Origin of the sequence: Mesorhizobium sp. L2C084A000 (genome assembly GCF_000502875.1) — a bacterium.
In the GTDB taxonomy this organism is placed as follows: domain Bacteria; phylum Pseudomonadota; class Alphaproteobacteria; order Rhizobiales; family Rhizobiaceae; genus Mesorhizobium.
In genome coordinates this window covers 1-23,255 of sequence record NZ_AYWX01000003.1, presented here as the reverse complement: position 1 = coordinate 23,255, position 23,255 = coordinate 1, and the positions used below count along the sequence as shown (strand labels likewise).

General features: G+C 64.1%; 14 protein-coding genes. 6 read left to right on the top strand and 8 right to left on the bottom strand.

The features are described 5' to 3' along the window. Nucleotides 1–40 precede the first annotated feature (40 nt). From X735_RS156970 to hutI, 7 genes are all read right to left on the bottom strand, one after another. Nucleotides 41–1,822, bottom strand: a complete 1,782-nt coding sequence (locus X735_RS156970) for a glucan ABC transporter ATP-binding protein/ permease (protein ID WP_023810179.1) — start codon at nucleotides 1,820–1,822, stop codon at nucleotides 41–43. Nucleotides 1,823–2,332: 510 nt separating this feature from the next. Continuing rightward, nucleotides 2,333–10,915, bottom strand: coding sequence for a glucoamylase family protein (locus X735_RS156975; RefSeq protein WP_023810178.1), 8,583 nt, complete (start codon nucleotides 10,913–10,915; stop codon nucleotides 2,333–2,335). Nucleotides 10,916–11,182: 267 nt separating this feature from the next. Next, nucleotides 11,183–11,770, bottom strand: a complete 588-nt coding sequence (locus tag X735_RS156980) for a HutD family protein (protein WP_023810177.1) — start codon at nucleotides 11,768–11,770, stop codon at nucleotides 11,183–11,185. Nucleotides 11,771–11,782: 12 nt separating this feature from the next. Continuing rightward, a complete protein-coding gene (gene hutU, locus X735_RS156985) occupies nucleotides 11,783–13,453 on the bottom strand; it encodes a urocanate hydratase (RefSeq protein ID WP_023810176.1) in 1,671 nt (556 codons plus the stop codon). A gap of 27 nt (nucleotides 13,454–13,480) precedes the next feature. Next, entirely contained in the window at nucleotides 13,481–14,299 is an 819-nt protein-coding gene (gene hutG, locus X735_RS156990) for an N-formylglutamate deformylase (protein ID WP_023810175.1), read from the bottom strand. Then, nucleotides 14,299–15,840 (bottom strand): histidine ammonia-lyase, encoded by a 1,542-nt coding sequence (gene hutH / locus X735_RS156995; protein ID WP_023810174.1) that lies wholly within the window; start codon nucleotides 15,838–15,840, stop codon nucleotides 14,299–14,301. Before hutH ends, hutG begins: the two co-directional genes overlap by 1 nt. Continuing rightward, nucleotides 15,837–17,072, bottom strand: coding sequence for an imidazolonepropionase (hutI, locus tag X735_RS157000; protein WP_023810173.1), 1,236 nt, complete (start codon nucleotides 17,070–17,072; stop codon nucleotides 15,837–15,839). Before hutI ends, hutH begins: the two co-directional genes overlap by 4 nt. A 98-nt stretch (nucleotides 17,073–17,170) precedes the next feature. Between hutI and X735_RS157005 the strand changes: the two genes are divergently transcribed. Together X735_RS157005 and hutC are read left to right on the top strand one after the other, a co-directional pair. Then, nucleotides 17,171–18,523 (top strand): formimidoylglutamate deiminase, encoded by a 1,353-nt coding sequence (locus X735_RS157005; RefSeq protein WP_023810172.1) that lies wholly within the window; start codon nucleotides 17,171–17,173, stop codon nucleotides 18,521–18,523. Continuing rightward, nucleotides 18,520–19,260, top strand: coding sequence for a histidine utilization repressor (hutC, locus tag X735_RS157010; protein WP_023810171.1), 741 nt, complete (start codon nucleotides 18,520–18,522; stop codon nucleotides 19,258–19,260). The genes X735_RS157005 and hutC overlap by 4 nt, the downstream gene beginning before the upstream one ends. Before the next feature lie 148 nt (nucleotides 19,261–19,408). On the opposite strand, the gene X735_RS157015 is transcribed toward hutC, so the two are convergent. Then, a complete protein-coding gene (locus tag X735_RS157015; RefSeq protein ID WP_023810170.1) occupies nucleotides 19,409–19,753 on the bottom strand; it encodes a RidA family protein in 345 nt (114 codons plus the stop codon). A gap of 227 nt (nucleotides 19,754–19,980) precedes the next feature. On the opposite strand from X735_RS157015, the gene aztA reads away from it, so the two are divergent. From aztA to X735_RS157035, 4 genes are all read left to right on the top strand, one after another. Next, nucleotides 19,981–20,790: a zinc ABC transporter ATP-binding protein AztA gene (gene aztA, locus X735_RS157020; protein ID WP_023810169.1), complete on the top strand. Its 810-nt coding sequence runs from the start codon at nucleotides 19,981–19,983 to the stop codon at nucleotides 20,788–20,790. Next, nucleotides 20,790–21,665: a zinc ABC transporter permease AztB gene (aztB, locus tag X735_RS157025; RefSeq protein WP_031212890.1), complete on the top strand. Its 876-nt coding sequence runs from the start codon at nucleotides 20,790–20,792 to the stop codon at nucleotides 21,663–21,665. Before aztA ends, aztB begins: the two co-directional genes overlap by 1 nt. Before the next feature lie 27 nt (nucleotides 21,666–21,692). Further along, on the top strand, nucleotides 21,693–22,634 hold the full coding sequence (gene aztC, locus X735_RS157030; RefSeq protein ID WP_023810167.1) for a zinc ABC transporter substrate-binding protein AztC: 942 nt from the start codon (nucleotides 21,693–21,695) through the stop codon (nucleotides 22,632–22,634). A gap of 150 nt (nucleotides 22,635–22,784) precedes the next feature. Beyond that, nucleotides 22,785–23,123 (top strand): TIGR01244 family sulfur transferase, encoded by a 339-nt coding sequence (locus tag X735_RS157035; protein ID WP_023810166.1) that lies wholly within the window; start codon nucleotides 22,785–22,787, stop codon nucleotides 23,121–23,123. Nucleotides 23,124–23,255 lie beyond the last annotated feature (132 nt).

Here is a 23,255-nt window from a genome sequence, read left to right as displayed (position 1 = left end):
ATGGTCCGACCTCCCACAAGGGGAGGTCGGAGAAAGAAGCTCAGGCGGCTGCTTCCTGCTGTTGCTGTACGGTGCGGCTGAGGCGGCGGACTTCCTCGTCGTTGAGCAGGCCGCCGGCGCGCAACAGGCTGGCAAAGCGGCCATTGCGCAGCGACAGCTCGGTGAAGCCGCCCATCTCGACCACCCTGCCCTTGTCCATGAACACGACCAGATCGGCGTCGCGAACGGTGGTCAGGCGGTGGGCGATGATGAAGGTCGTGCGGTCGCGGCGCAACTCGTCGATCGCTTCCTTGACGCGGTCCTCGGTCTCGACGTCGAGCGCGCTGGTCGCCTCGTCGAGCACCAGGATCGGTGCGTCCTTCAACACGGCGCGGGCAATGGCGATGCGCTGACGTTCGCCGCCCGACAGCTGGCCGCCACGTTCGCCAACCACCGTGTCGTAGCCATTGCTCTTGGACAGGATGAAGTCCTGTGCGGCAGCCGCATTGGCGGCGGCATGGATCTCGTCATTGCTTGCATCGGCGCGGCCAACACGGATGTTGTCCTCGATCGAGCGGTTGAGCAGGCCGGCATCCTGGAATACGGTGGCGATCGAATGGCGCACCGACTTGCGGGTCACGGTGCGGGTGTCGATGCCGTCGATCAGGATACGGCCATGGGACGGCGAGAAGACACGCTGCAGCAGGTTGATGAGCGTGGTCTTGCCGGCGCCCGTCGGGCCTACGATGGCGACGGTCTGGCCCGCCTGCACCTCGAAGGACACGTCGTCGATGCCTTGGCCGGAATTGGCGAACTCAAAGCCGACATTCTCGAAGCGGACATGGCCGGTGACGTTGGCAAGATCGCGCAAGCCGTCCGGCTCGGCGGCATCAGCCGCGGAGTCCTCGAGGTGGTAGAAATCCTCAAGTTTGGCACGGGCCTCCGAAATCTGGTTCGCGAAAGCCGACATCTGGTCGAGGCGAGCGATAAGCATCGTGGCAAAACCGGTGAAGGCAATGACGTCGCCGACACCCAACTGACCATGAGTGACGAGATAGGAGCCGATCGACAACACGATCAGCATCGAGATTGCCGATGACAGACGGTGCAAGGCATTGGCCAGCGCCCACCAGTCGAGCACGGGGTTCTGCGCGTCGAGCAGGTTCTTGACGTAGCGGCGCAGCGTATCGGCCTCGTGGCCGAGGCGATTGTAGCTCTGCAGCACCGCAACGTTGCTGACCGAGTCGGTCACATGCGCGAACACCTTGTGGTAGTGACGCTCGACCGCAGCCTGGCCCGCCTTGGTGCGGCGCATGACCATCCGGCCGATGCCGACATAAAGCAGCCCGAGGCCAAGCAGCACCAGCGACATGCGCAGGTCCATGCTGATCGCGGTCGGAACCAGCAGCACGAGGGCGACAGCCGTGGACAGATGCTGGCGCATGAATTCGAGCCAAAGGCTGAACAGGGTTTCGACGGCGCGCAGCATCGTGTGCAGCGCATTGGAGGTGCCGTGCTGATGGTGCCAGGCGAGCGGCATGGTGATCACACGCTCGAAGGACTGGCACAGCACTTCGCTGCGCCGAGCATGGGCGAAGCGGTCAGCGCCGCGCGCCACCATGACGAAAGCAACGATGTTGAAGGCGCCGAGACCGGCCCACATGACCAGCGTGGTGAAGACAGAGCCACGCTCGGAGATGGCGCCGATGACGCGACCGAACATAATTGGCTCGAGAAGCGCTACGATGGCGAGAGCCACGTTGGCCGAACAGATCAACGCAACGCGTTTCCTGTCCGCGGCCAGATAACCGAGAGCTCGCCAGTAGATTTGCAGAAGGGTCACCCCAGTTACTCCGCCACGCTGTTTATTGTGCACTGCATCATTTTATTCGTACCGGTTGATACGTCGCAAAACAATGGCCGTGTACCCCTTCAGTTCCCTTAGAGCGAACAAAAGATGGCGACGTTCCGAAATCTGCCGTGATCACCTAACGGTTTGAGAAGACAGGTAAAATGTCAGGCATGCGGCGAAATCATGGCAGTTGGCACGTGCTGCCACAATTTTAATCAGCAACAATGTCGGGCGGATGACTAAGGCCGAAATCGCCTTTTGCGAAGTATAGAGCGAAACAAAGCTGCAGGGCGCCCTTCCAGGTGAAGGGAGGCCAAACTCTCACTGCTCGTGGCGCCCCTGTCGGACGCCTCAAGCCTTTGATTTCATGCACTCCTCGGTGGCATGTCCTTCAATCGGCAGGCGGCAACGCCAGGCGGGACGGCCTCTCATCCCGCCGTGGCGGCAAAAGTCGCGCCCCGGATCCCAGGCCCGAGCGCATAGTTTTTGAGCAACATTGCATTAAGCCGGGATCCGGATGACCACCTCGGCAACTTCGCCGTCCTTCAGTTCGACTGCCGAAACCTTGGTCTTTGTCCCATTCACCTCCAGCGACACGGCCTTGGCCTTATTGTCGCGGATGACGCGAACCCTGAGTTCCGCTCCCAGCATTTTGAGATTTGCCGAGTACCCATTCCAGTGGCTCGGCAGCTTCGGCTTGAACTGGACACGTTTGCCGCGCCGTTCGATGCCCAGAATGCCCTCGACCGCAGCCCTGTAGAGCCAGCCGGCAGAGCCGGTGTACCAGGTCCAGCCCCCACGGCCGCCCTTGCCGTTGCCGGCATTGTCGTCGCCGGCATAGATATCGGCCGCCACGACATAGGGCTCGACACGATAGTGCTCGGCCGTGGCCTCGTCGGTCGCATGGTTGACGGGGTTCAGCATCGAGAAACAGCGATAGGCCTCGTCGACCTGTCCCATCTCGGCAAGCGCGATGACGAACCATGTGGCGGCATGGGTGTACTGGCCGCCATTCTCGCGCACACCGGGCGGATAGCTCTTGATGTAACCCGGGTCCTTCTCCGTCTTCGAGAAGGGCGGCGTGAACAGCTTGACGATCTTCAGCTTGTCGTCGACGAGCAGCTTCGTTGCTTGCTCCATCGCGGTCGTCGACCGTGCCGGATCGCCCTCTCCCGAAAGCACGCTCCAGGACTGGGCGATCGAGTCGATCTTGCACTCCTGCGAGTTGCGAGACCCCAAAGGGGTGCCGTCGTCGAAACTGCCGCGCCGGTACCATTCGCCGTCCCATGCGGTGCTCTCAAGCGCCCGCTTCAGAACATCGGCATGCTTTGCCCAGGCCTGTGCTCGCTTGGCGTCGCCCTCGGCCTTGGCGACAGGGGCGAAGTCGCCCAGCGTCTTCAGCAGGAACCAGCCGAGCCAGACGCTCTCGCCCTTGCCCTGCTCGCCAACGCGGTTCATGCCGTCGTTCCAGTCGCCGCCGAGGATCAGCGGCAGGCCCGCGGGGCTGCTGCGCTTGATGGCGAGATCGAGCGCACGCGCGCAATGGTCGTAGAGCGACGCTGTCTTCTTCGAGATTTCCGGGGTGAAGAAGGCATCGTGCTCGCCCTCGCCCAGCGGCTGTCCATCGATGAAGGCCAATTGCTCCTTCAGGATGGTGGCATCGCCGGTGACCAGCAAATAGCGCGCCGTGGCGTGGGCAAGCCAGACCACGTCGTCGGAGATCAACGTACGCACGCCAGCACCCGTGCGCGGCAGCCACCAGTGCTGCACGTCGCCTTCGGGGAACTGCCGCCGCGCCGCGTTGAGGATTTGGTCGCGCGCCAGTTGCGGGTCATGCGCCAGCAGCGCCAGCGTATCCTGCAACTGGTCGCGGAAGCCGAAGGCACCGCTGGCCTGATAGAAGGCGGAGCGGGCACGGATGCGGCAGGCCAGGCTCTGATAGGGCAGCCAGTGATTGACCATTGCGTCGAGCGCCTTGTCTGGCGTCTCGACCTGGATGGTGTCGAGGAAGCCGCGCCATTCGCGCTCATTGTCGGCCAGCCGCTGGTCGAAATCCTTGACCCGGTGCTCCTGCACCAGCGCGCTCGCCTCCTCGGCGGACTCGGCGTCGCCGAGCAGCCAGAGCAGCGTCACGTCGCCGCCTGCCGGAATCTCGACATCGCGGGCAATCGCCGCGCACGGATCGTCACCGGCCTCGACACGGCCAGACAGCGCCGCACCACTCAGCACCGCCTGGGGTAGCTCGCTGGAACCATGCCGGCCCAGGAACTCCGATCGGTCTGTTGTCACCGAATGGACGCCACCGTCGGCCGCGAGGAAAGCAACGCGCTCGCCGAAATCCAGCCCGTAGGGGTTTTGTGCCAGCAGCGCGCCGCTGGCGGCATCCCGCGACGGGACGATGGTTGCCGCCGTGCGCGACCGGTGCCCGCCGAGCACCCATTCGGCATAGGCATAGACACGCAGCCGCGCCGGCACCGAGCCGGAATTCTGGATGCGCAGCCGTGAGATCTTCAGCGGATCGACCGGATCGACGACATGGGTGAGATCCATCGACAATGGTCCGCGCTTCGAGCGGAAGGTCGAGAAACCCTGGCCATGCCAGGCCTCGTAGGTCATCGAGGGATCGCGCACCATGGCGGCGAGCGGCGAGAATGCCTTGCCGCTCGCCTGATCGTAGATATAGAAGCCCTCGCCCGGCCGGTTCGAGACCGGATCATTCGACCACGGCGTCAACTGGTAGTCGCGGCTGTTTCGGCTCCAGGTGAAGGCGGCGCCCTCGGCCGAGGTATGGAAGCCGAACGAGGCGTTGGAGACGACGTTGATCCACGGCTGCGGCGTCGTGCGCCGGCCGGCCAGGCGCACGACATAGTGCCGCCCGTCGCCGTCGAAACCGCCAAAGCCGTTCCACTGGCTGAGCCCGCTGCCATCGGCGCTGACATTTGCCACCGCCTGCGAGGCAGGAGCATGCGTCGTGGGTGTCGGCGACGGCAATTCACGCGGAATCGGCAATGCTGCCAGAGCGTCCCGCGCCTGCAGAGCCGCCGCCTCGGCGCGCTCGATCTGGTCGAAGATGGTGCCATTGCGCGTGTGCAGGACCACCCGGGCGACAGCGAGCAGCGTCTTGTAGGTGGTCTCGTCCATGAGGTCGCGGCGCACCGCGAAAATGTGCTGGCGCGGTCCGAGCTCCTTGCCGCGCAGGCGGCTGTTTTCGCACAGCGTCTCGACCGCCCGTTGCAGGTCCTGGACATAGGAGGACGCCTGCTCGTTGACGACGACGAAGTCGATCATCATGCCGCGGGTGCGCATATATTCCTGGAAACGCAGCGCCTGGGCAACGATTTCAAGATCGGCGACGTCGCCGATCCTGACCAGGAAGATCGGGAAATCGCCGGAAATGCTTGTCGGCCACAGGCTCGACTGCTTGCCCAGCCCGGAGGCGATGGATTCTGCGGGAAGACGCAGGAACGGATCCGGATAGATCAGGTAGCGCGCCAGCTTCTGCACGTTGGCGGCATCGGTCAGGCTGAGGCCCATATGGCGGGTCTGCACCTGGCTGCGCGTCCAGGCAAGCATGGCCTGGCGGGCAAAGCTCTCCGGATGGTCGAGGCGGGCGATGGCTTCGTCCAGCTCGGTGCGGCCAGCGCCGACGACGGTCCAGAAGGTCAGCGATATCTTCTTGTTGGCCGGCACGCGCACCTGGCGGCGCAGCGACGCGACGGGATCGAGCGTAAAGCCTGAATGGCCGCCCAGCCTGGCGCCCGGGTCGAAAGCGGCCGCATCGACGATGGTACGGCCACGGCCGATGAAGGCGCGCCTGTCGGTCTCGGCCTCGGCATCGCGCGCCGATCCGGACGGATCGGTGACGAAATGCACCATGGCGATATCGGGCTCGCTGGTCTCGCGCTTGCGCCGCGTGGCGAAGATCGCCGCGTTGTTCGCAGAGATTTCGGTTTCCACGAACATCTTCGAGAAGGCCGGATGCGCGTTGTCGGACGCCTCCAGGCCGAGCACCAGTTCGGCAAAGGAGGTCACTTCGATGTGACGGTCGGACGGACCGTCATTGTAGAGCGTGACCCGACGGCCCTCGCCATTGCCTTCCGAGATGACGATGCATTCGACCTCGGAGCGCAACGTGCCCACCGATTTGACGAAGCTCGCCTTGTCGTCGGAGAACAAGGTCTGCGCCTTTTCCTCGGCGGCGCGCTTCGGTTCGGCTGTAGCCGACCACCAGTCACCTGAGCCTGCGTCACGCAGGAAGATGTAGGAGCCGAGCCGGTCCTCGGTCGGATCCGGCTGCCAGCGTGTGACGGAGAGATCGCCCCAGCGGCTGTAGCCCGAGCCGGTCGCGGTGACCATCACCGAATAGCGGCCGTTTGACATGACGTTGGTCGACCGCAGCGACTGCAGCGGATTGAGCACGATGCGGGTGTCGGGGCTGTCGACTTCGGTCTCGTCCTTGGAGCGTTCGTCGGCCTCGGTCCTGACGGTCGCGGTCGGGATGTCGCGCGGCGCCCTCTCCTGCAGCAAGAGTTCAGCCGATTCGATGACCGGATCGCTGTGGAAGCGGTCGCGCATGCGACCTTCGAAGATGGCGTCGGCAACCGCCGCGATCGACATGCCCGAATGGTGGGCCATGTAGTTCTGGACGACGACATGATCCGTGCCTTCCGGCACGCGCTGCGGCGTGAAGTCGACGGCATCGTAGTAACCGTGGCGGCCGAGCGCCCCGATCTCCCGCAATCGGGCGAGATTCAGCACGGCTTCACGCGGATTGAACTGGGCCGCCAGTATGGTGGCGTAAGGCGCGATCACCGTGTTCTGGCCAAGGCCGCGCTTCAGCCCGAGACCTGGAACGCCGAAATTTGTGTATTGGTAGGTCAGTTCGCGGTCGCGCGCATTGTAGGCGGCCTCCGAAATGCCCCACGGCACGTTCTTCTGGCGGCCATACTGGATCTGGCGCTTGATGATCAGCTTGCTGGTCTGGTTGAGGATCGAGCCCTGCGGCTCCTTCATCACCAGCGGCGGCATCAGGTATTCGAACATCGAGCCGGACCAGGACATCAGGGCGCCCTGGAAACCGATTTCGACGATCGGCCGGCCAAGCCGGAACCAGTGCTCGGTCGGCAGGTCGCCCTTGGCGATGGCGAACAGGCTGGTCAGCCGCGCTTCGGAAGCCAGAAGGTCGTAGCAGCTTTCGTCGAGCTGGTGCTCCTCGACCCGGTAACCGATCGACAACAGCTTGCGCTCCGGCCGCATCAGGAAGGAGAAATCCATCTCGAAGGCGTAGCGGCGCGTGCGCTCGCGCAAGGTGAGCAGCTTGGCACGCAGCGCCTCGACGGCATTGTCGTCGCTGTGCGCGTCATGGACGTGCGCTTCGCAGGTGGCTTCCAGCCTTGCCGCCCAGTCGACGATGACGTCGCTCTGGGGCGACACAGCCTCGGTATGGATGGCGGTGGCCAATTTGCGGATCTCGCCGGCCAGCACAGCCAGGTTGATGGTGCGGATCGACGCCATTTCGGGCTGCGCCTTGATGGTGTCGACAGCGCGCCGCATGCCGTCGAGACGGTCCGCGAGACGCTGGCGCAGCGGGCGCAACTGACGGCGGTCGTCGGGCAAATCATCGAGGCTTTCGCTGAGGATGGTGACCGTGTCGAGAATGCCTTCGAAATCGCCCTGGAGATGGACGGAGGGCGCTTCGGCCCATTCGGCGCAGGCCGCCGCCACCGCCACCAGATGGCCAGCGAGATTGCCGCTGTCGACAGCCGAGATGTAAAGCGGATAGAGCGGCTTCAGTGTCGTCGTGTCGTACCAGTTGAAGAGGTGACCGCGCTCACGCGGCATGCCCTCGATCGTCGCCATGGTGGCGTCGATGCGGGTGATGGCGTCGGACAGGCTGATCCAGCCGAAGTCGCGGGCGGAGACGACGGACAGCAGGTAGACGCCGATATTGGTCGGCGAGGTGCGTGGCGCCACCACCGGCGCCGGGCTTTCCTGGAAATTATCGGGCGGCAGATGGTGGTGTTCTGCCGTCACGAAGCTTTCGAAATAGTGCCACGTGCGCCGCGCCACCGTGCGCAGCGTGTGGATGTCGGCCTGCGATATGCGCAGCCGATCCTCGGTTTCAGCCGAACGGCTGATCCAGCTGGCGATGGCCGGCGAGCCAATCCAGAACAGGGCGAAGAAGAAGGCCACGAAGGCGCCGGTCGAATCGGCCAGCACCGGAATGGCAAGGCCGACGAAGCCGATGATCACGGCGCCATACATCATGCCGTAATAGGAACCGACATCGTTGTCGCCCGCCTTGTGCGCCTGCGAGGCGGTGCGCCATTCCAAAAGGTTCTGGCGGCTGACAAACAGCCGGTAGAGCGTGCGCACGATGGCATCGCCCATCATCCAGGCGTTGTGCGCCATCAGCACGATCTTCAGCGCCACCATGGCGGTGCCGAAGGCGACGTCGCGTGCCAAGGCCGAGAAATGACCGCGCGGCGTCTGGTCGCCGCTCTTGGGCAGGATGGCGTTGACGATGTCGAATGTCGGCGCCATGAACAGGCTGAGGATCAGCAGGGCCTGCCATTGCGCGGCCTGCGTGAAGGGCAGCAGCGTCCAGCCGGCGATCGCCGCCATCACCCAGAAGATCGGCGTCAGCGAGCGGCGCAGATTGTCGATCATCTTCCAGCGCGACAGCGCCGGCACGCCGGAGCGCGGATCGAGCATGAAGCCGAGCAGCTGCCAGTCGCCGCGCGCCCAGCGATGGTGGCGCGAGGCGTCGACCGAGTATCGGGTCGGATAGTCCTCGACCAGTTCGACGTCGGTGACCAGCGCCGCGCGCGCCAGCGCGCCTTCCAGCAGATCGTGGCTGAGGATGGTGTTTTCCTCGATGCGGCCCTGCAGCGCGGCCTCGAAGGCGTCGACATGATAGAGGCCCTTGCCGGTGAAGGACCCGTCGCCGAAGACGTCCTGATAGAGATCGGACACGGCAAAGACATAAGGGTCGAGGCCGCGATTTGCCGAAAACACCCGCTGGAAGAACGACGCATCGTCGCCTGATGTCAGCGACGCGGTGATGCGCGGCTGCAGGATCGCGTAGCCGGCGGTGACGACGCGCTTGCTGGCATCGAAATGCGGCCGGTTGAGCGGGTGGCAGAGCTTGCCCACGAGGGTGGCGACCGCGTCACGGGTGGTGCGCGTGTCGGCATCGAGCGTCATCACATGGACGACGTTCTCCGGCAGCGGCACGTCGAGCGGCAGGAACGTGGTGTCGCTGTCGCCGCGCAGCAGAAGATCGAGCTCGTGCAGCTTGCCGCGCTTGCGCTCCCAGCCCATCCAGGCTCCTTGCGCCGCGTTGAAGAGCCGGCGCCGGTGCAGGATGTAGAAACGCGGCGCGCCTTCGGAGGGATAGCGGGCGTTGAGACGAGCGATCTCGGCACGGGCGAATTCGAGGATTTCGGTGTCCGCCGCATCGATCTCGGTCTTCGAGTCTGGCCAGTCCGACAGCAGCGCGAAATGGATTTCATCGGCCGTGTTGGCGAGATGATGCACCTCGATGTTGCGGATGTTTTCCTCGACATCGTCGCGCGAGCCGATCAGCGACGGCACCACCACCAACGTGCGCGCCTCGGGCGGCACGCCGTGCCGGTAATCGTAGCCGACGAGGCGCGTCGGTTTCAGGAACAGCGATACGACCGTGTTGAAGAAGGCGAGCGCGCCCTCGCTGGCCGGCACGGCAAAAAGCGCCAGCATGAGGACGATCGAGGGCACCGACAGGCCAAGATTGGCAAGCGCGTTGCCGGACAGAACGAGAAGCAGCGCCGTCAGCGCAAACACGGGCACGACGATGCCGAGCCAGCCGGTCTTGCGGAAGGCACGCTTGACTGTCTGGCTGATGGTGGGCCGATAGCCGATCGCCTTCTCCAGCTCCAGCCGGCGTGGGCCGACGAGAAAGAAGCCGACATCGGTGTGGGCGGACCCGGTTAAAACGGCGTCGCCGTCACCATCGCTGGCGGCGTGGCCGGCCAACTCGATGGCCATCTCGGCAACGCGATATTCCGAAAGGTTCGAGCGGCGCGCCAATTCCTCGATCGCGGTCCGGTACTGATCGCGCGAGAAGAAGTCGAGCGCGGCGAAATCGGTGCGCTCGCGCAGCACGGTGTCGATGCGGCTGACGCCTTCGAACCACACCGTCCAGTCGACGTCGTTGATGAGGCGCAGGCCGCGGATGATGTTGCCCGTCGTCACATTGCCGCTGGACAGCGTGTGATGTTCGGAAATGATGATTTCCTCGGCATCGGAGCCGGTCTTTTCGAGCTCGCCTTCCAGCCATTCCAGAGCCTTGCCGGCATTCTGCGATCCATCGCGCAAGCGATAGAGCAGCTGGGTGGCGAAGGTGGTGTCCTGCGCGTGGGCGCTGAAGTTGGACAGGATCGACTGCCGGTCGGCGCTGTCGTCGGTGGCCAGGACCTTGTCGGCCACATCGTTGGCGATCTGGCGCATCTGGCGGGTGCGATTGACCCTGACGGCCAGCCGGCGGAGATTTTCGATCAGGACGAAGCGCAACAGCGAAGGCAGCGCCCAGAGTTCGCCGATCTTCAGCGGCTCGACCGACTGGAAACCCTGGACGATGGACTTGAACATCGTCGCCGAAACGGAACTGTCCGAATGCGCCACATAGGTCCAGGCCAGCGCCAGCGCGCGCGGCACAGTGCCGTTGTCAGGCAGTTTCAGCGTCGGCAACTGACGATAGAACCGGCGCGGCAGGTCGCGCTTGACCTGGAAAATGGTCTCTTCGACCAGGTAATTGTTGTCGAGCAGCCATTGTGCCGCCGGCGTGATCGTCTCGCCCCTCGCCTGCGCAGCATTGGTCGACCGGTAAACTTCCAAAATCTTCTTGGCGCTGTCCCGGATACGGGCCTGAAAATCAAAGGGCGTCAGGCCGAACAGGTCCGTGAGGTCGCCTTTTGCCAGGCTTTCGCCAAGCAGCCGAAGGCGCTCTTCGGGCAGGTAATTGGAACGGATCGGCTCTTCGGTAATGGCCGGGAAGCTTGCGCTTGTCTTCTCGATTTGGGCAGGATTCGTCTGAATATTCATTGAAAATTCCGTAAGCGGGCACTGAGCGGCGTCACCGCCACGGCAATGGCCCTAAAACCGGTTCAAATGCAATTGGTTGCATAAACCCCACTTGCCGAAAGTTTGTTTCCGCACCGCGACAGGGCGTTATCTCTCAGCAAGACTCAAAGACAAGCACCCTACTTCCCACCAAGCCAGATCGGCGGAGAGGATTCAGGCTTTTTCGTGATGCCGCCAGCAGCTTACGCTATATTTCGCCGGTACCGCGATCATGTTTGGAAACAAGCGTTAATCGTTGCCGGCGACGGCGCAGATCCGGATCACGAACAGCGTTGCCTCATGGGCGGGCTGGACAAGCAGGCCGGTGCTGACCGGACCGGACCGCAGCGTATCGAGCGGTCCGAGGCGAACCGGTTCAGCGGCGGGCACGCTGACGTCGCCGTTCAAGCACAGGATGAGCGTTGTGCCGGCTTCAGTCCGGATTTCCACGGGGGCCGAAATCACCAGGCGTTCGACCGAATGCGTCATCCGGCTTCGGCGGGTCATGACATTGAGATCAGTGATCGGTCCGCCGATCAGCGCGGCCGAGGTCTGCACGTCGGCAGGGAAAGAAAACAGGGCAGTCGTCCTGTTTATGGATGTCGGCGGGTGGCCGGCGATCTCGAGGACGATGCCCTCGCCTTCGAGCACGGCAAGGGTGCGATCGATCCCGGCAAATTGCGAGAAAGGACCGCTCAATTCGACGCGCGCCATCGACACGCGCCAGTCGAAATCGTCGAGCCCGGCACCAGTGGGCGAGACGGCGATTTCCGTCGTCACGCCGCCGCCGTTCTTCCACGGCATCGACCGGTATTCGGCTGCCCGCAGGATGCGCATCGGCTCAGCCAATCAGCCGAGAATGCCGGGCAAATTGAGCTGGTGCTCCTTGGCGCATTCGACGGCGATCTCGTAGCCGGCATCGGCGTGGCGCATGACACCGGTCGCCGGGTCGTTCCAAAGCACCCGCTCCAGGCGCCTGGCCGCTTCGCGCGTGCCGTCGGCGACGATCACCATGCCGGCGTGCTGCGAGAAACCCATGCCGACGCCGCCGCCATGGTGCAGCGACACCCAGGTGGCGCCGGACGCCGTGTTGAGCAATGCGTTGAGCAGCGGCCAGTCGGATACCGCGTCCGAGCCGTCCTTCATCGATTCCGTTTCGCGGTTCGGCGAAGCGACCGAGCCGGAATCGAGGTGATCGCGACCGATGACGACAGGCGCCTTCAACTCGCCCCTGGCCACCATTTCGTTGAAGGCGAGCCCGAGCCGATGCCGGTCGCCGAGGCCAACCCAGCAGATGCGCGCTGGCAGACCCTGGAAGGCAATGCGCTCACGCGCCATGTCGAGCCAGTTGTGCAGATGGGTGTTGCCGGGCGTCAGTTCGCGCACCTTGGCGTCGGTCTTGTAGATATCCTCCGGATCGCCCGACAGGGCCGCCCATCGAAAGGGGCCGATGCCGCGGCAGAACAGCGGACGGATATAGGCCGGCACGAAACCGGGGAAGGCGAAAGCGTTCTCGAACCCCTCCTCCTTGGCCACCTGGCGGATGTTGTTGCCATAGTCGAGCGTCGGCACGCCGGCGTTCCAGAACGCCACCATCGCCTCGACATGTTCGCGCATGGAGGCGCGGGCTGCCTTCTCGACTTCCTTGGGGTCGCTGACGCGCTTCTCGCGCCACTCGGCCATCGTCCAGCCCTTCGGCAGGTAGCCGTTGATGGGATCATGCGCCGAGGTCTGGTCGGTGACCATATCGGGGCGAATGCCACGCCTGAACATCTCCGGCACGATGTCGGCCGTATTGCCAAGCAGGCCGACCGACTTCGCCTCGCCGGCCTTGGTCCAGCGTTCGATCTTTTCCAGCGCCTCGTCGAGCGTGTCGGCGCGCTCGTCGACGTAGCGGGTGCGCAGGCGGAAATCGATCGAGTCCGGATTGCATTCGATCGCCAGGCAGCAGGCGCCGGCCATGACGGCGGCGAGCGGCTGGGCGCCACCCATGCCGCCGAGACCGCCGGTCAGGATCCATTTTCCCCGGAGATTGCCGCCATAGTGCTGGCGGCCGGCCTCGACGAAGGTCTCGTAGGTGCCCTGCACGATGCCTTGCGTGCCGATGTAGATCCACGAGCCGGCCGTCATCTGGCCGTACATCATCAAGCCCTTCTTATCGAGCTCGTTGAATTTTTCCCAATTCGCCCAGTGCGGCACCAGATTTGAGTTTGCGATCAGCACACGCGGCGCGTCCGGGTGGGTGCGGAAGACGCCGACCGGCTTGCCTGACTGCACCAGCAAAGTCTCGTCATCGGCCAGCGTCCTCAATGAGGCGACGATGCGGTCAAAGTCGTTCCAGGTGCGCGCCGCCCGGCCGAGGCCGCCATAGACGACCAGCTCGTTGGGATTTTCTGCAACGTCCGGATCGAGATTGTTCATCAGCATGCGCAGCGGCGCTTCCGTCAGCCAGGAGCGCGCGCTGATTTCGGTGCCGCGCGGGCTGCGGACTTCGCGGATGTTGTGGCGAGGATTGTTCATGGCGTCACTCCATAAAAGGACCTAATGTCAGACACGCGCCCAGGATGTCGCGGTCTCGAGGATTTTCCGCAGCGTGGCGCGGATCGGTGCGGCAAACTCGGCATCGTAAGGCACTGGCCAGTTGTCCGGCGTACCCTTGCCATCGGGCTCGCGCATATAGCCGCGATTGGAAAGTTCCATCTGCAGCGCATGCACGCCTTGTTGCGGCTGGCCGAAATGGCGTGTAATCCAGCCGCCTTTGAAGCGGCCGTTGATGACAGAGGTTTCACCGGTTTCGGCCATGATCTGGCCGACCATCGCCTGCAGCGTCGGATCGGCGCTCCTGCCGTCATTGGTGCCGAGGTTGAAAACCGGCAGCGTGCCTTCAAACAGGCGCGGCAGCACTGAACGGATCGAGTGGCAGTCATAGAGGACGATCTTTTCGTGCAAGCCACGCAACCGGTCGATCTCGACCTGCAGGGCGGCATGGTAGGGCACGAAGAATTTCTCGCGACGCTCGTCGATCTCCGACGGCCCCGGTTCTTCGCCCTCGCGATAGAGCGGATCGCCATCGAAAGTCTCGGTCGGGCAAAGGCCGGTCGTCGCCTGGCCGGGGTAAAGCGAGGCGCCGGAGGGATCGCGGTTGACGTCGATGACGGTGCGCGAGATCGCGGTGTGCACCACCGTCGCCCCGAGGCCGGCGGCAAAGTCATAGAGATTGTCGATCCACCAATCGCAATCGCGGCGGCCGAGCCAGGGCGAGACCAGCCGATTCTCAAGGCCGGCCAGGTCGATGCCGGTGTGCGGTAGCGACACCAGCAACGGGGCTGTGCCGGGCGTAACCGTCAGCCAGGGCGCGCTTGCCATCACATCGCTCCGGAAATCGACGGCAGAGCCACGCCGCCGGCGGCCTCGATGGCCGCACCGCTGCGCACCATGGCGATGGCTTTTTCCATATCGGGGTGGAAATGCCGGTCATTGTCGAGATGCGGCACTTCGGCCCGGACCAGCTTGCGCACTGCCTCAAGGGCATCGCTCGACGCCAACGGGGCATGGAAGTCGCAGCCTTGCGCCGCAGCCAGCAATTCGATGCCGATCACCGCGGTGGCGTTCTCGACCATGCCGATCAGCCGGCGCGCACCGTGCGCGGCCATCGAAACATGGTCTTCCTGGTTGGCCGATGTGGGAATCGAATCGACGCTGGCCGGATAGGCTTTCTGCTTGTTTTCCGAGACGAGAGCCGCCGCCGTCACCTGCGGGATCATGAAGCCGGAGTTCAGACCGGGCTTCGGCGTCAGGAAGGCCGGCATGCCCGAAAGTGCCGGATCGACAAGCATGGCAATGCGGCGTTCCGACAGCGAGCCGATCTCGCAGACCGCGAGCGCGATCATGTCGGCGGCGAAGGCCACCGGTTCGGCGTGAAAATTGCCGCCGGAAAGCGCGGTGTCATCCTCGGCGAAGATCAGCGGATTGTCGGTGACGCCATTGGCTTCGGTGCCCAGCGTGTCGGCCGCCTGGCGCAGCACGGTGAGTGCGGCGCCCATGACCTGCGGCTGGCAGCGCAGGCAATAGGGATCCTGCACGCGTTCGTCGCCAACCCGATGCGATTCACGGATGGCGCTGCCGGCCATCAGATTGCGCAGGGCGTCGGCCGTCTCGATCTGGCCGGGATGCTTTCTCAGCACATGGATGCGCGGATCGAAGGGGGCGTCAGAACCTTTTGCCGCGTCGGTCGATAGGGCACCAGCGACCAGCGCCGATTGATAGAGCACTTCGGCCTCGAACAAGGCGGCCAGCGCATAGGCGGTCGAAAACTGGGTGCCGTTGAGCAGCGCCAGGCCTTCCTTGGCGCCCAGTGTCACCGGCTCCAGTCCATGTGAGACGAAGGCGACCTTGGCCGGGAAACGGCCATGCGGGGTAAAACATTCGCCGACGCCGATCATCACCGCGGTCATGTGCGACAGCGGGGCAAGGTCCCCGGAGGCGCCGACCGAACCCTGCGCCGGCACCACCGGGATGACGTCGTTGGCCAGCATTGCTTCCAGCAATTCGATGGTTTGCGGCCTCACGCCGGACGCGCCCTGCGCCAGGCTGGCGAGTTTCAGCGCCATCATCAGCCTGCAGACAGCAACAGGCATCGGCTCGCCGACGCCGGCGGCGTGCGACAGAACGATGTTGCGCTGCAAGGTCTCGAGATCCTCGGCCGGGATGCGGACGCTGGCCAGTTTGCCAAAACCGGTGTTGATGCCATAGACCGGTTCGCCCTTGGCGACGATCCTGGCGACGGCCTCGGCGCTCGCCTTGATCTTTGGCCGGCAGGCGTTGTCCAGCTTGGGCACGGCGCCACGATAGATGGCGCGCCAGTCCGCCAGCGTCGCATTGCCGGGCTTCAGGGTCAGTTCGGTCATTGTCCTCTCCAAATGCGGGCATGCAGCGGGTTGAAGCCCATGCGGTAGACGAGTTCGGCGGGGCGCTCGATGTCCCAGATCGCCAGGTCGGCGGACTTTCCGACCTCAAGCGTGCCGGTTTCTTCCAGCAAACCAAGCGCGCGGGCCGCCTCGCGGGTGACGCCGGCAAGACATTCATCGACGGTCAGGCCGAACAGGGTCGCGGCCATGTTCATGGTCAGAAGCAGCGAGGTCAGCGGCGAGGTGCCGGGGTTGTTGTCGGTGGCGACAGCCATCTTGACGCCGTGCTGGCGAAACAGGCTGATCGGCGGCTTCTTGGTTTCGCGGATGAAATAGTAGGCGCCGGGCAGGATCGTCGCCACGGTTCCGGCCTTGGCCATCGCCGCTGCACCTGCATCATCGGTGTATTCGAGATGGTCGGCCGACAGAGCGCCGTAGCGGGCGGCGAGTTCGGCGCCATGCAGGTTGGACAGCTGGTCGGCATGGAGCTTGACCGGCAGGCCGGCCGCTTTGGCCGCATCGAAGACGCGCGCCATCTGTTCCGGCGAAAAGGCGATGCCCTCGCAGAAACCGTCGACGGCATCGGCCAGCCCCTCGGCGGCAACCGAAGGAAGAATCTCATTGGCGACCAGATCGATAAAAGCGTCCTTGTCGCCCTTGGCTTCCGGCGGCAGCGCGTGAGCGCCGAGGAAGGTCGTGCGGATCGTCACCGGCCGTTGCTCGCCCAGTTGGCGGGCGGCACGCAGCGACTTCTTCTCGTTTTCGAGGTCGAGGCCATAGCCGGACTTGATCTCGACGGTGGTCACGCCTTCGGCGATCAGCGCATCGAGGCGCGGCAGCGATTGAGTGACCAGTTCGTCTTCGCTGGCGGCGCGCAGCGACTTGACCGAGGAGACAATGCCGCCGCCGGCCCGGGCGACCTCTTCATAGGTGGAGCCGGCCAGCCGCATCTCGAATTCGTTGGCGCGGTTGCCGGCATGGACCAGATGGGTGTGGCAGTCGATCAGGCCGGGTGTGATCCAGCGGCCCTCGCAATCGATCGTCTCGACGCCCTGGGCAAGTGTTGGGGGCAGCTCCGACTCGGGGCCGGCATAGACAATGCGGCCGTCACGCGAAGCGACCGCGCCGTGTTCGACGATGCCAAGTCCGGCAGACCCTGCGGCCATGGTCGCGAGCCGCGCATTGCGCCACAGACGAAGATCCCCTGCCCGGCTTTTGCTCTGTCCAGCCATCATCTTTTCCGTTTCAATCGATGACGATTATGTATATACATATCGAAACGCACTGCAAGTGCCATCATCGCATGAGAGACAGAGAACCGGAGAGAAAAGTGGCAGCGATCTTTGCGGAACAGGCGCTCCTTCCCAATGGCTGGCGCGATAATGTGCGGATCACCCTGGCCGAGGGGCGCATTACAGCCGTTCAGCCTGGTGCCGCTGCGACAGCCGACGACGAACGCCACGCGATCCTGTTGCCCGGCATGCCCAATTTGCACAGCCACGCCTTCCAGCGCGGCATGGCCGGCCTTGCCGAGCTTCGCGGCCCCTCCGCCGACAGTTTCTGGAGCTGGCGAGAGGTGATGTACCGCTTCGCCCTGTCGATGACGCCCAATCAGGTCGAGGCGGTTGCAGCGCAGCTCTATGTCGAGTTGCTGGAGGCCGGTTTTTCCCGCGTCGGCGAATTTCACTATCTGCATCACGACCGCGATGGAAAACCCTATGCCAACCTCGCCGAGATGGCCGAACGCATTGCGGCCGCGGCCGGCGAGACGGGCATCGGCCTGACGCTGTTGCCGGTGTTTTATGCGCACTCGTCTTTCGGCGGTGCCGTGCCAAACGAAGGCCAGCGGCGATTCATCAACGATGTGAATCGGTTCTCGCGGCTTGTTGAGAAATGCCGCGAATCGGTTCGTGCACTGAATCAGGCTGTCGTCGGCGTCGCTCCGCACAGTTTGCGCGCCGCGACACCGGAAGAACTGATTGAGGTGACTGCCATAGCACCGGATGGGCCTATCCACATCCACATTGCCGAGCAGGTGAAAGAGGTCGAGGATTGCCTTGCCTGGTCGGGCGCGCGGCCGGTCGAATTTCTGCTTGGGCATGCCAAGGTCGACAAGCGCTGGTGCCTGATCCACGCCACGCACATGACCGATGCTGAAACCGTTGCCATGGCCAGGAGTGGCGCCATCGCCGGCCTTTGCCCGATCACCGAGGCCAATCTCGGCGACGGCACTTTTGCAGCGCCACTGTTCAGAGACCATGGCGGCCGCTTCGGGGTCGGCTCCGATTCCAACGTGCTCATCGGCCTCCCGGACGAGTTGCGCCAGCTCGAATATTCGCAGCGCCTCGCCCGCCGCGCCCGTAATGTGCTGGCGGTCGCCGGCGGCTCGACTGGCCGCGCGCTGTTCGACGCCGCACTCGACGGTGGCAGCGTCGCGCTTGGCGCCGGTGCTTCCGCGATCGCCGCCGGCGCCTCGGCCGATCTCGTCTCGCTCGATCCCAAAAATCCCTCGCTGGCCGGCAAGACCGGCGACGCAATTCTCGACGCCTGGATCTTCGCCAATGGCGGCAAGGTCGACTGCGTCTGGGTGCATGGGCTCAAACAGGTTAGCGGCGGCAGGCATGTGAAGCGAGAGGCCATCGCCGGGCGGTTTCGCAGCGTGATGACGGCGCTTTCGGCATGAGCATGGCCGACACAGTGGTAGCGGAAGGTGGCGGCTCGCTGCACCAGCGCATCCTGACCGACATTAGCGAGAAGATCACGTCCGGGGCCTGGGCGCCCGGCCATCGCATCCCGTTCGAGCACGAATTGAGCGTGCAATACAATTGCTCGCGCATGACGGTGAACAAGGCGCTGTCACAGCTTGCCAAGGCCGGGCTGATCGAACGCCGCCGCCGCTCAGGCAGCTTTGTGCGCCGGCCGCAGTCGCAAGCGGCGGTGCTGGAAATCCACGATATCCGCATCGAGGTCGAAGCGCTCGGTCTGCCCTATCGCTACGAGCGCGTGATGCGACACAAAAGGCGCAGCAGCGCCGGGGACCGCGCCTCGCTGGAATTGGGCTTGGCCGGACCGGTTCTGGCGCTAGAATGCGGGCATTTCGCCGGCGAGCGGCCGTTCGCGCATGAGCAGCGGCTGATCAACCTCACCGCCGTGCCTGAAGCAGCCGATGAGGAATTCCTGGCCATAGCGCCAGGGCCATGGCTGATCGGCCGCGTGCCGTGGAGCGAAGCCGAGCACCGGATTCGCGCTGTCGCCGCCGACAGGCATATAGCGGCCGCACTCGACATCGAAGCCGGCGCGCCATGCCTGGTGGTAGAGCGACGGACATGGAGCGCCGAACATCCGGTCACCCATGTACGCTTTACCTACGCAGCCGAGAGCCACACGCTGGTGGCAAGGTTCAGGCCGTCGCAGGGGTGAGGCGTGTCCAGCCGCAGGCTGGCGAAAAGCCAACGATTTGGCTTTTCGAACGCCGAACGCCCGGAGCCATAGCGGAGGGCAGCGGCGCCGACCCCCACCCGGACCTTCGGTCCGACCTCCCCACAAGGGGGAGGTAGAAGGCCGCCGATCAAATCGCCGCGGTAATAATAATCTCGACCAGATAATCCGGGGTGGCGAGCTTTGCTTCGCCGGTGGCGCGGGCTGGCGTGTTGCCCTGCGGCACCCACTTGTCCCACTCCGCGTTCATCTCGGCAAAGGTGCTCATGTCGGCCAGCCAGATGATCGCCTGCAGTATCTTGGTCTTGTCGGAACCGGCCTTGGCCAGCAGTTCGTCGATGGCCGCCAGGATGTCCCTGGTCTGCGAAGCGACGTTGCCGGTTGGCTGGCCAACCTGACCAGCCAGATAGACGGTATTGCCATGGATGACGATCTGGCTCATGCGCGGGCCAACATCGATGCGACGAATGCTCATTGGATGGTTCCTTCCTGTGGCGGTTGCGCTTCTTTAGAGTCGCGACCGGCTTCGGGCAAGATCGTCAGGTCGAATCCCCTTGGGCCAATGGCATATGGATGTGCAAACACGGCAAGTTGACCCTGCGGCCGCAATTCCGCCGGATTGGCTTGTTGACTAATGTAATAACATCACATATCCAGTCGGCCGCTGCCAGCAGCCGGATTTCGCCGCCTACGGATCGCAGAATGACAAATACCTGCCTGACATTCCGCGACCTGACGCTTGGCTACGGCAGCCATCCGGCGATCCATCATCTCGACGGCACCATCCGCAAGGGCTCGCTGACCGCTGTGGTCGGCGCCAATGGCTCCGGCAAATCGACGCTGATGAAAGGCATTGTCGGCGTCCTGAAGCCGATGGCCGGCGAGGTTATCCGCGCGCCCGGTGTACGTGCCGCCTATCTGCCGCAGCAATCGGAGCTCGACCGCTCCTTTCCGGCACGGGTGGTGGATCTGGTTTCGCTCGGCCTGTGGCCACGGCGCGGCCTGCTTGGCCGCTACACCAAGGAAGATCGCGAAGACGTCAGCAAGGCGCTGATGGCGGTTGGCCTCGGCGGTTTCGAGAAGCGGCCGATCGACACGCTGTCGGGCGGCCAGTTGCAGCGCACGCTGTTTGCGCGTGTCCTGCTGCAGGACGCCGACCTCATCCTGCTCGACGAACCCTTCAATGCTGTCGACGCCAAGACGGTCGGCGACCTCATTGCCCTGATCAAGCACTGGCATGGCGAGGAACGCACCATCATGGTTGTCGTGCACGATCTGGACCTGGTGCGGCAGAATTTCCCCGAAACGCTGCTTCTCGCCCGCCAGCCGATCGCCTGGGGCGAAACCAGGGAAACGCTGAAGCCTGATAACCTGTTGCGCGCCCGCCGCTTCCACGAAGCCTGGGAAGAAAATGCACCCTGGTGCGAGCCGGGCGAGGACGCTCATGGTCACGATCACCATGGCCACGATCACCATGACCATCAACACGGCGTCGGACCGAGGGCTGCCTGATGGACATGCTTTACGGTCTTGTCATCGCGCCCTTCGCCGATTTCGGCTTCATGCAGCGGGCTTTGATCGGTTCGCTGATGCTGTCGCTCGGCGCCTGCCCTATCGGCGTCTTCCTGATGCTGCGACGCATGAGCCTGTCGGGCGACGCGATGGCGCACGCCATCCTGCCCGGTGCAGCCGCCGGCTTCCTGTTCTATGGACTGGAGATCCTGCCGATGACCATCGGCGGCCTGATCGCCGGCGTCATCGTCGCGCTCGGCGCCGGCGCCGTCTCGCGCTTCACCATCCAGCGCGAGGACGCCTCGATGGCGGCGTTCTATCTGATTTCGCTCGCCATCGGCGTGCTGATGGTGTCGATCCGCGGTTCCAGCGTCGATCTCATGCACGTGCTGTTCGGCACCGTGCTGGCGCTCAACGATGAGGCCCTGACGCTGATCGGCGGCATCGTCGCGGTGACGCTGGTCAGCCTCGCGATCTTCTGGCGGGCGCTGGTCGCCGAATGCCTCGACCCGCTGTTCCTGCGCTCGGTCAGCCGGCTCGGCAGTCCGGTGCATTTCATCTTCCTCGGCCTTGTCGTGCTCAACCTTGTCGGCGGCTTCCAGGCACTCGGCACGCTTCTGTCGGTTGGGCTGATGATGCTGCCGGCCGCAGCCGCCCGCTTCTGGACAGTTCGCGTCGAGCCGATGTGCGTGCTGGCGGTGCTGATCGGCTTCGCGTCCTGCGTCGCCGGGCTGCTTTTGTCCTATCACGCGTCGCTGCCGTCCGGCCCGGCCATCATCCTGTCGGCCGGCGTCGTCTATTTCGCCTCGATCCTGTTTGGCACGCGCGGCATTCTGCGCGCGCGCATCATCCATCACCGTCACAGAACGGCCTGATCCCCGCCCCTAGAAGGAGACCCGTCTATGCTGAAATCGATCCATGCCGCCTTGGCTATGAGCGTTATAACATTAACCGCCTTTGGCGCATCGTCGGCCTTGGCGGCACCGCTGAAAGTGGTCGCCAGCTTCACCGTCATTGCCGATTTCGCCAAAAATGTCGGCGGCGACCGCATCGACGTCACCACCATTGTCGGGCCGGATGGCGACGCCCATGTCTACGAGCCGAGCCCGGCCGATGCTGTGGCCATGGCCAAGGCCGACATCGTGCTGGTCAACGGCCTGCATTTCGAAGGTTTCCTGCAGCGGCTGGTCGATGCCAGCGCCACCAAGGCGTCTATCATTACCTTGACCAAGGGCGTGACGCCGATCGATTTCAAGCCTGAATTCGCCGACGCCGACGCGGCCGAAGGTGCCGGCACCGGCGGCGGCAAGACGGTCACCGATCCGCACGCCTTCCAGTCGATCGCCAACGCCAGGATCTACGTGAAGAACATCGCCGAGGCTTTCTGCGCGGCGGATGCGGACGGCTGCGTCAGCTACCAGACCAATGCCGCCGCCTACACGAGGAAGCTCGACGCGGTCGAAGGTGAAGTGAAAACTGCGATTGCCTCGATCCCGGAGAGCAAGCGCGTCGTCATCACCTCGCATGACGCCTTCGGCTATTTCGAACACGCGTATGGCCTGACCTTCCTCGCCCCGCAAGGCATCTCGACCGACTCCGAGCCATCCGCCGCAGACGTCGCCAAACTGGTCAATCAGGTGAAGCAGGACAAGGCGGCTGCGATCTTCGTCGAGAACATCACCAACCCGCGCCTGATCGAACAGATCGCCAGCGAAACCGGCATCAAGGTCGGCGGCACGCTCTATTCGGATGCGCTGTCGCAGCCCGACGGCCCGGCTGCGACCTATATCGACATGATGCACAACAACATCCGTCAGATCAAAGGCGCCATTCTCGGCAGCTGAGTATGAAGGATTGTCCAGCCGGGCCGCATCGGCCCGGTTGGATTTTCCGGCACGCAGTGTCTATTTGGCAGAGAATTCCTTCGGTATGGATTGCCGCCCATGTCGGGGAGTGGCAAGACTGCCGCCTGACCAGTTTGCGAGGATGCTGCCATGGAATACCGCGAAATCAGCGAGGACTATTCGGTTTCGGGCCAGATCCAGCCTGAGGACGTCGCCGCCATCAAGGAAGCCGGCTTCAAGAGCGTCATCTGCAACCGGCCCGATGACGAACAGCCCGGCCAGCCTTCTGCCGACACCGTCAAGGCAGCGGTCGAAGCCGCAGGGCTTGCCTTCCGCTACATCCCCGTCATCAGCGGCCAGATTACGGCCGAGAATGTCGGGGATCAGGCCGAAGCGCTCGACGAACTCGACGGCCCGGTCTTCGCCTATTGCCGCTCCGGCGCCCGCTGCACCAATCTCTATGGGCTGATCCAACAGTCGAAGGATTGAACGGCCTTCCGTCATTCCGTAGGCTGGCGATCCTTCACACCCCCCTCTGGCCTGCCGGCCAATCTCCCCCCTTGCGGGCCCGTTGCGTTATTAAGTTATAGGGGCAAGGAGGGAGGGTCAGGCCAATGTGGG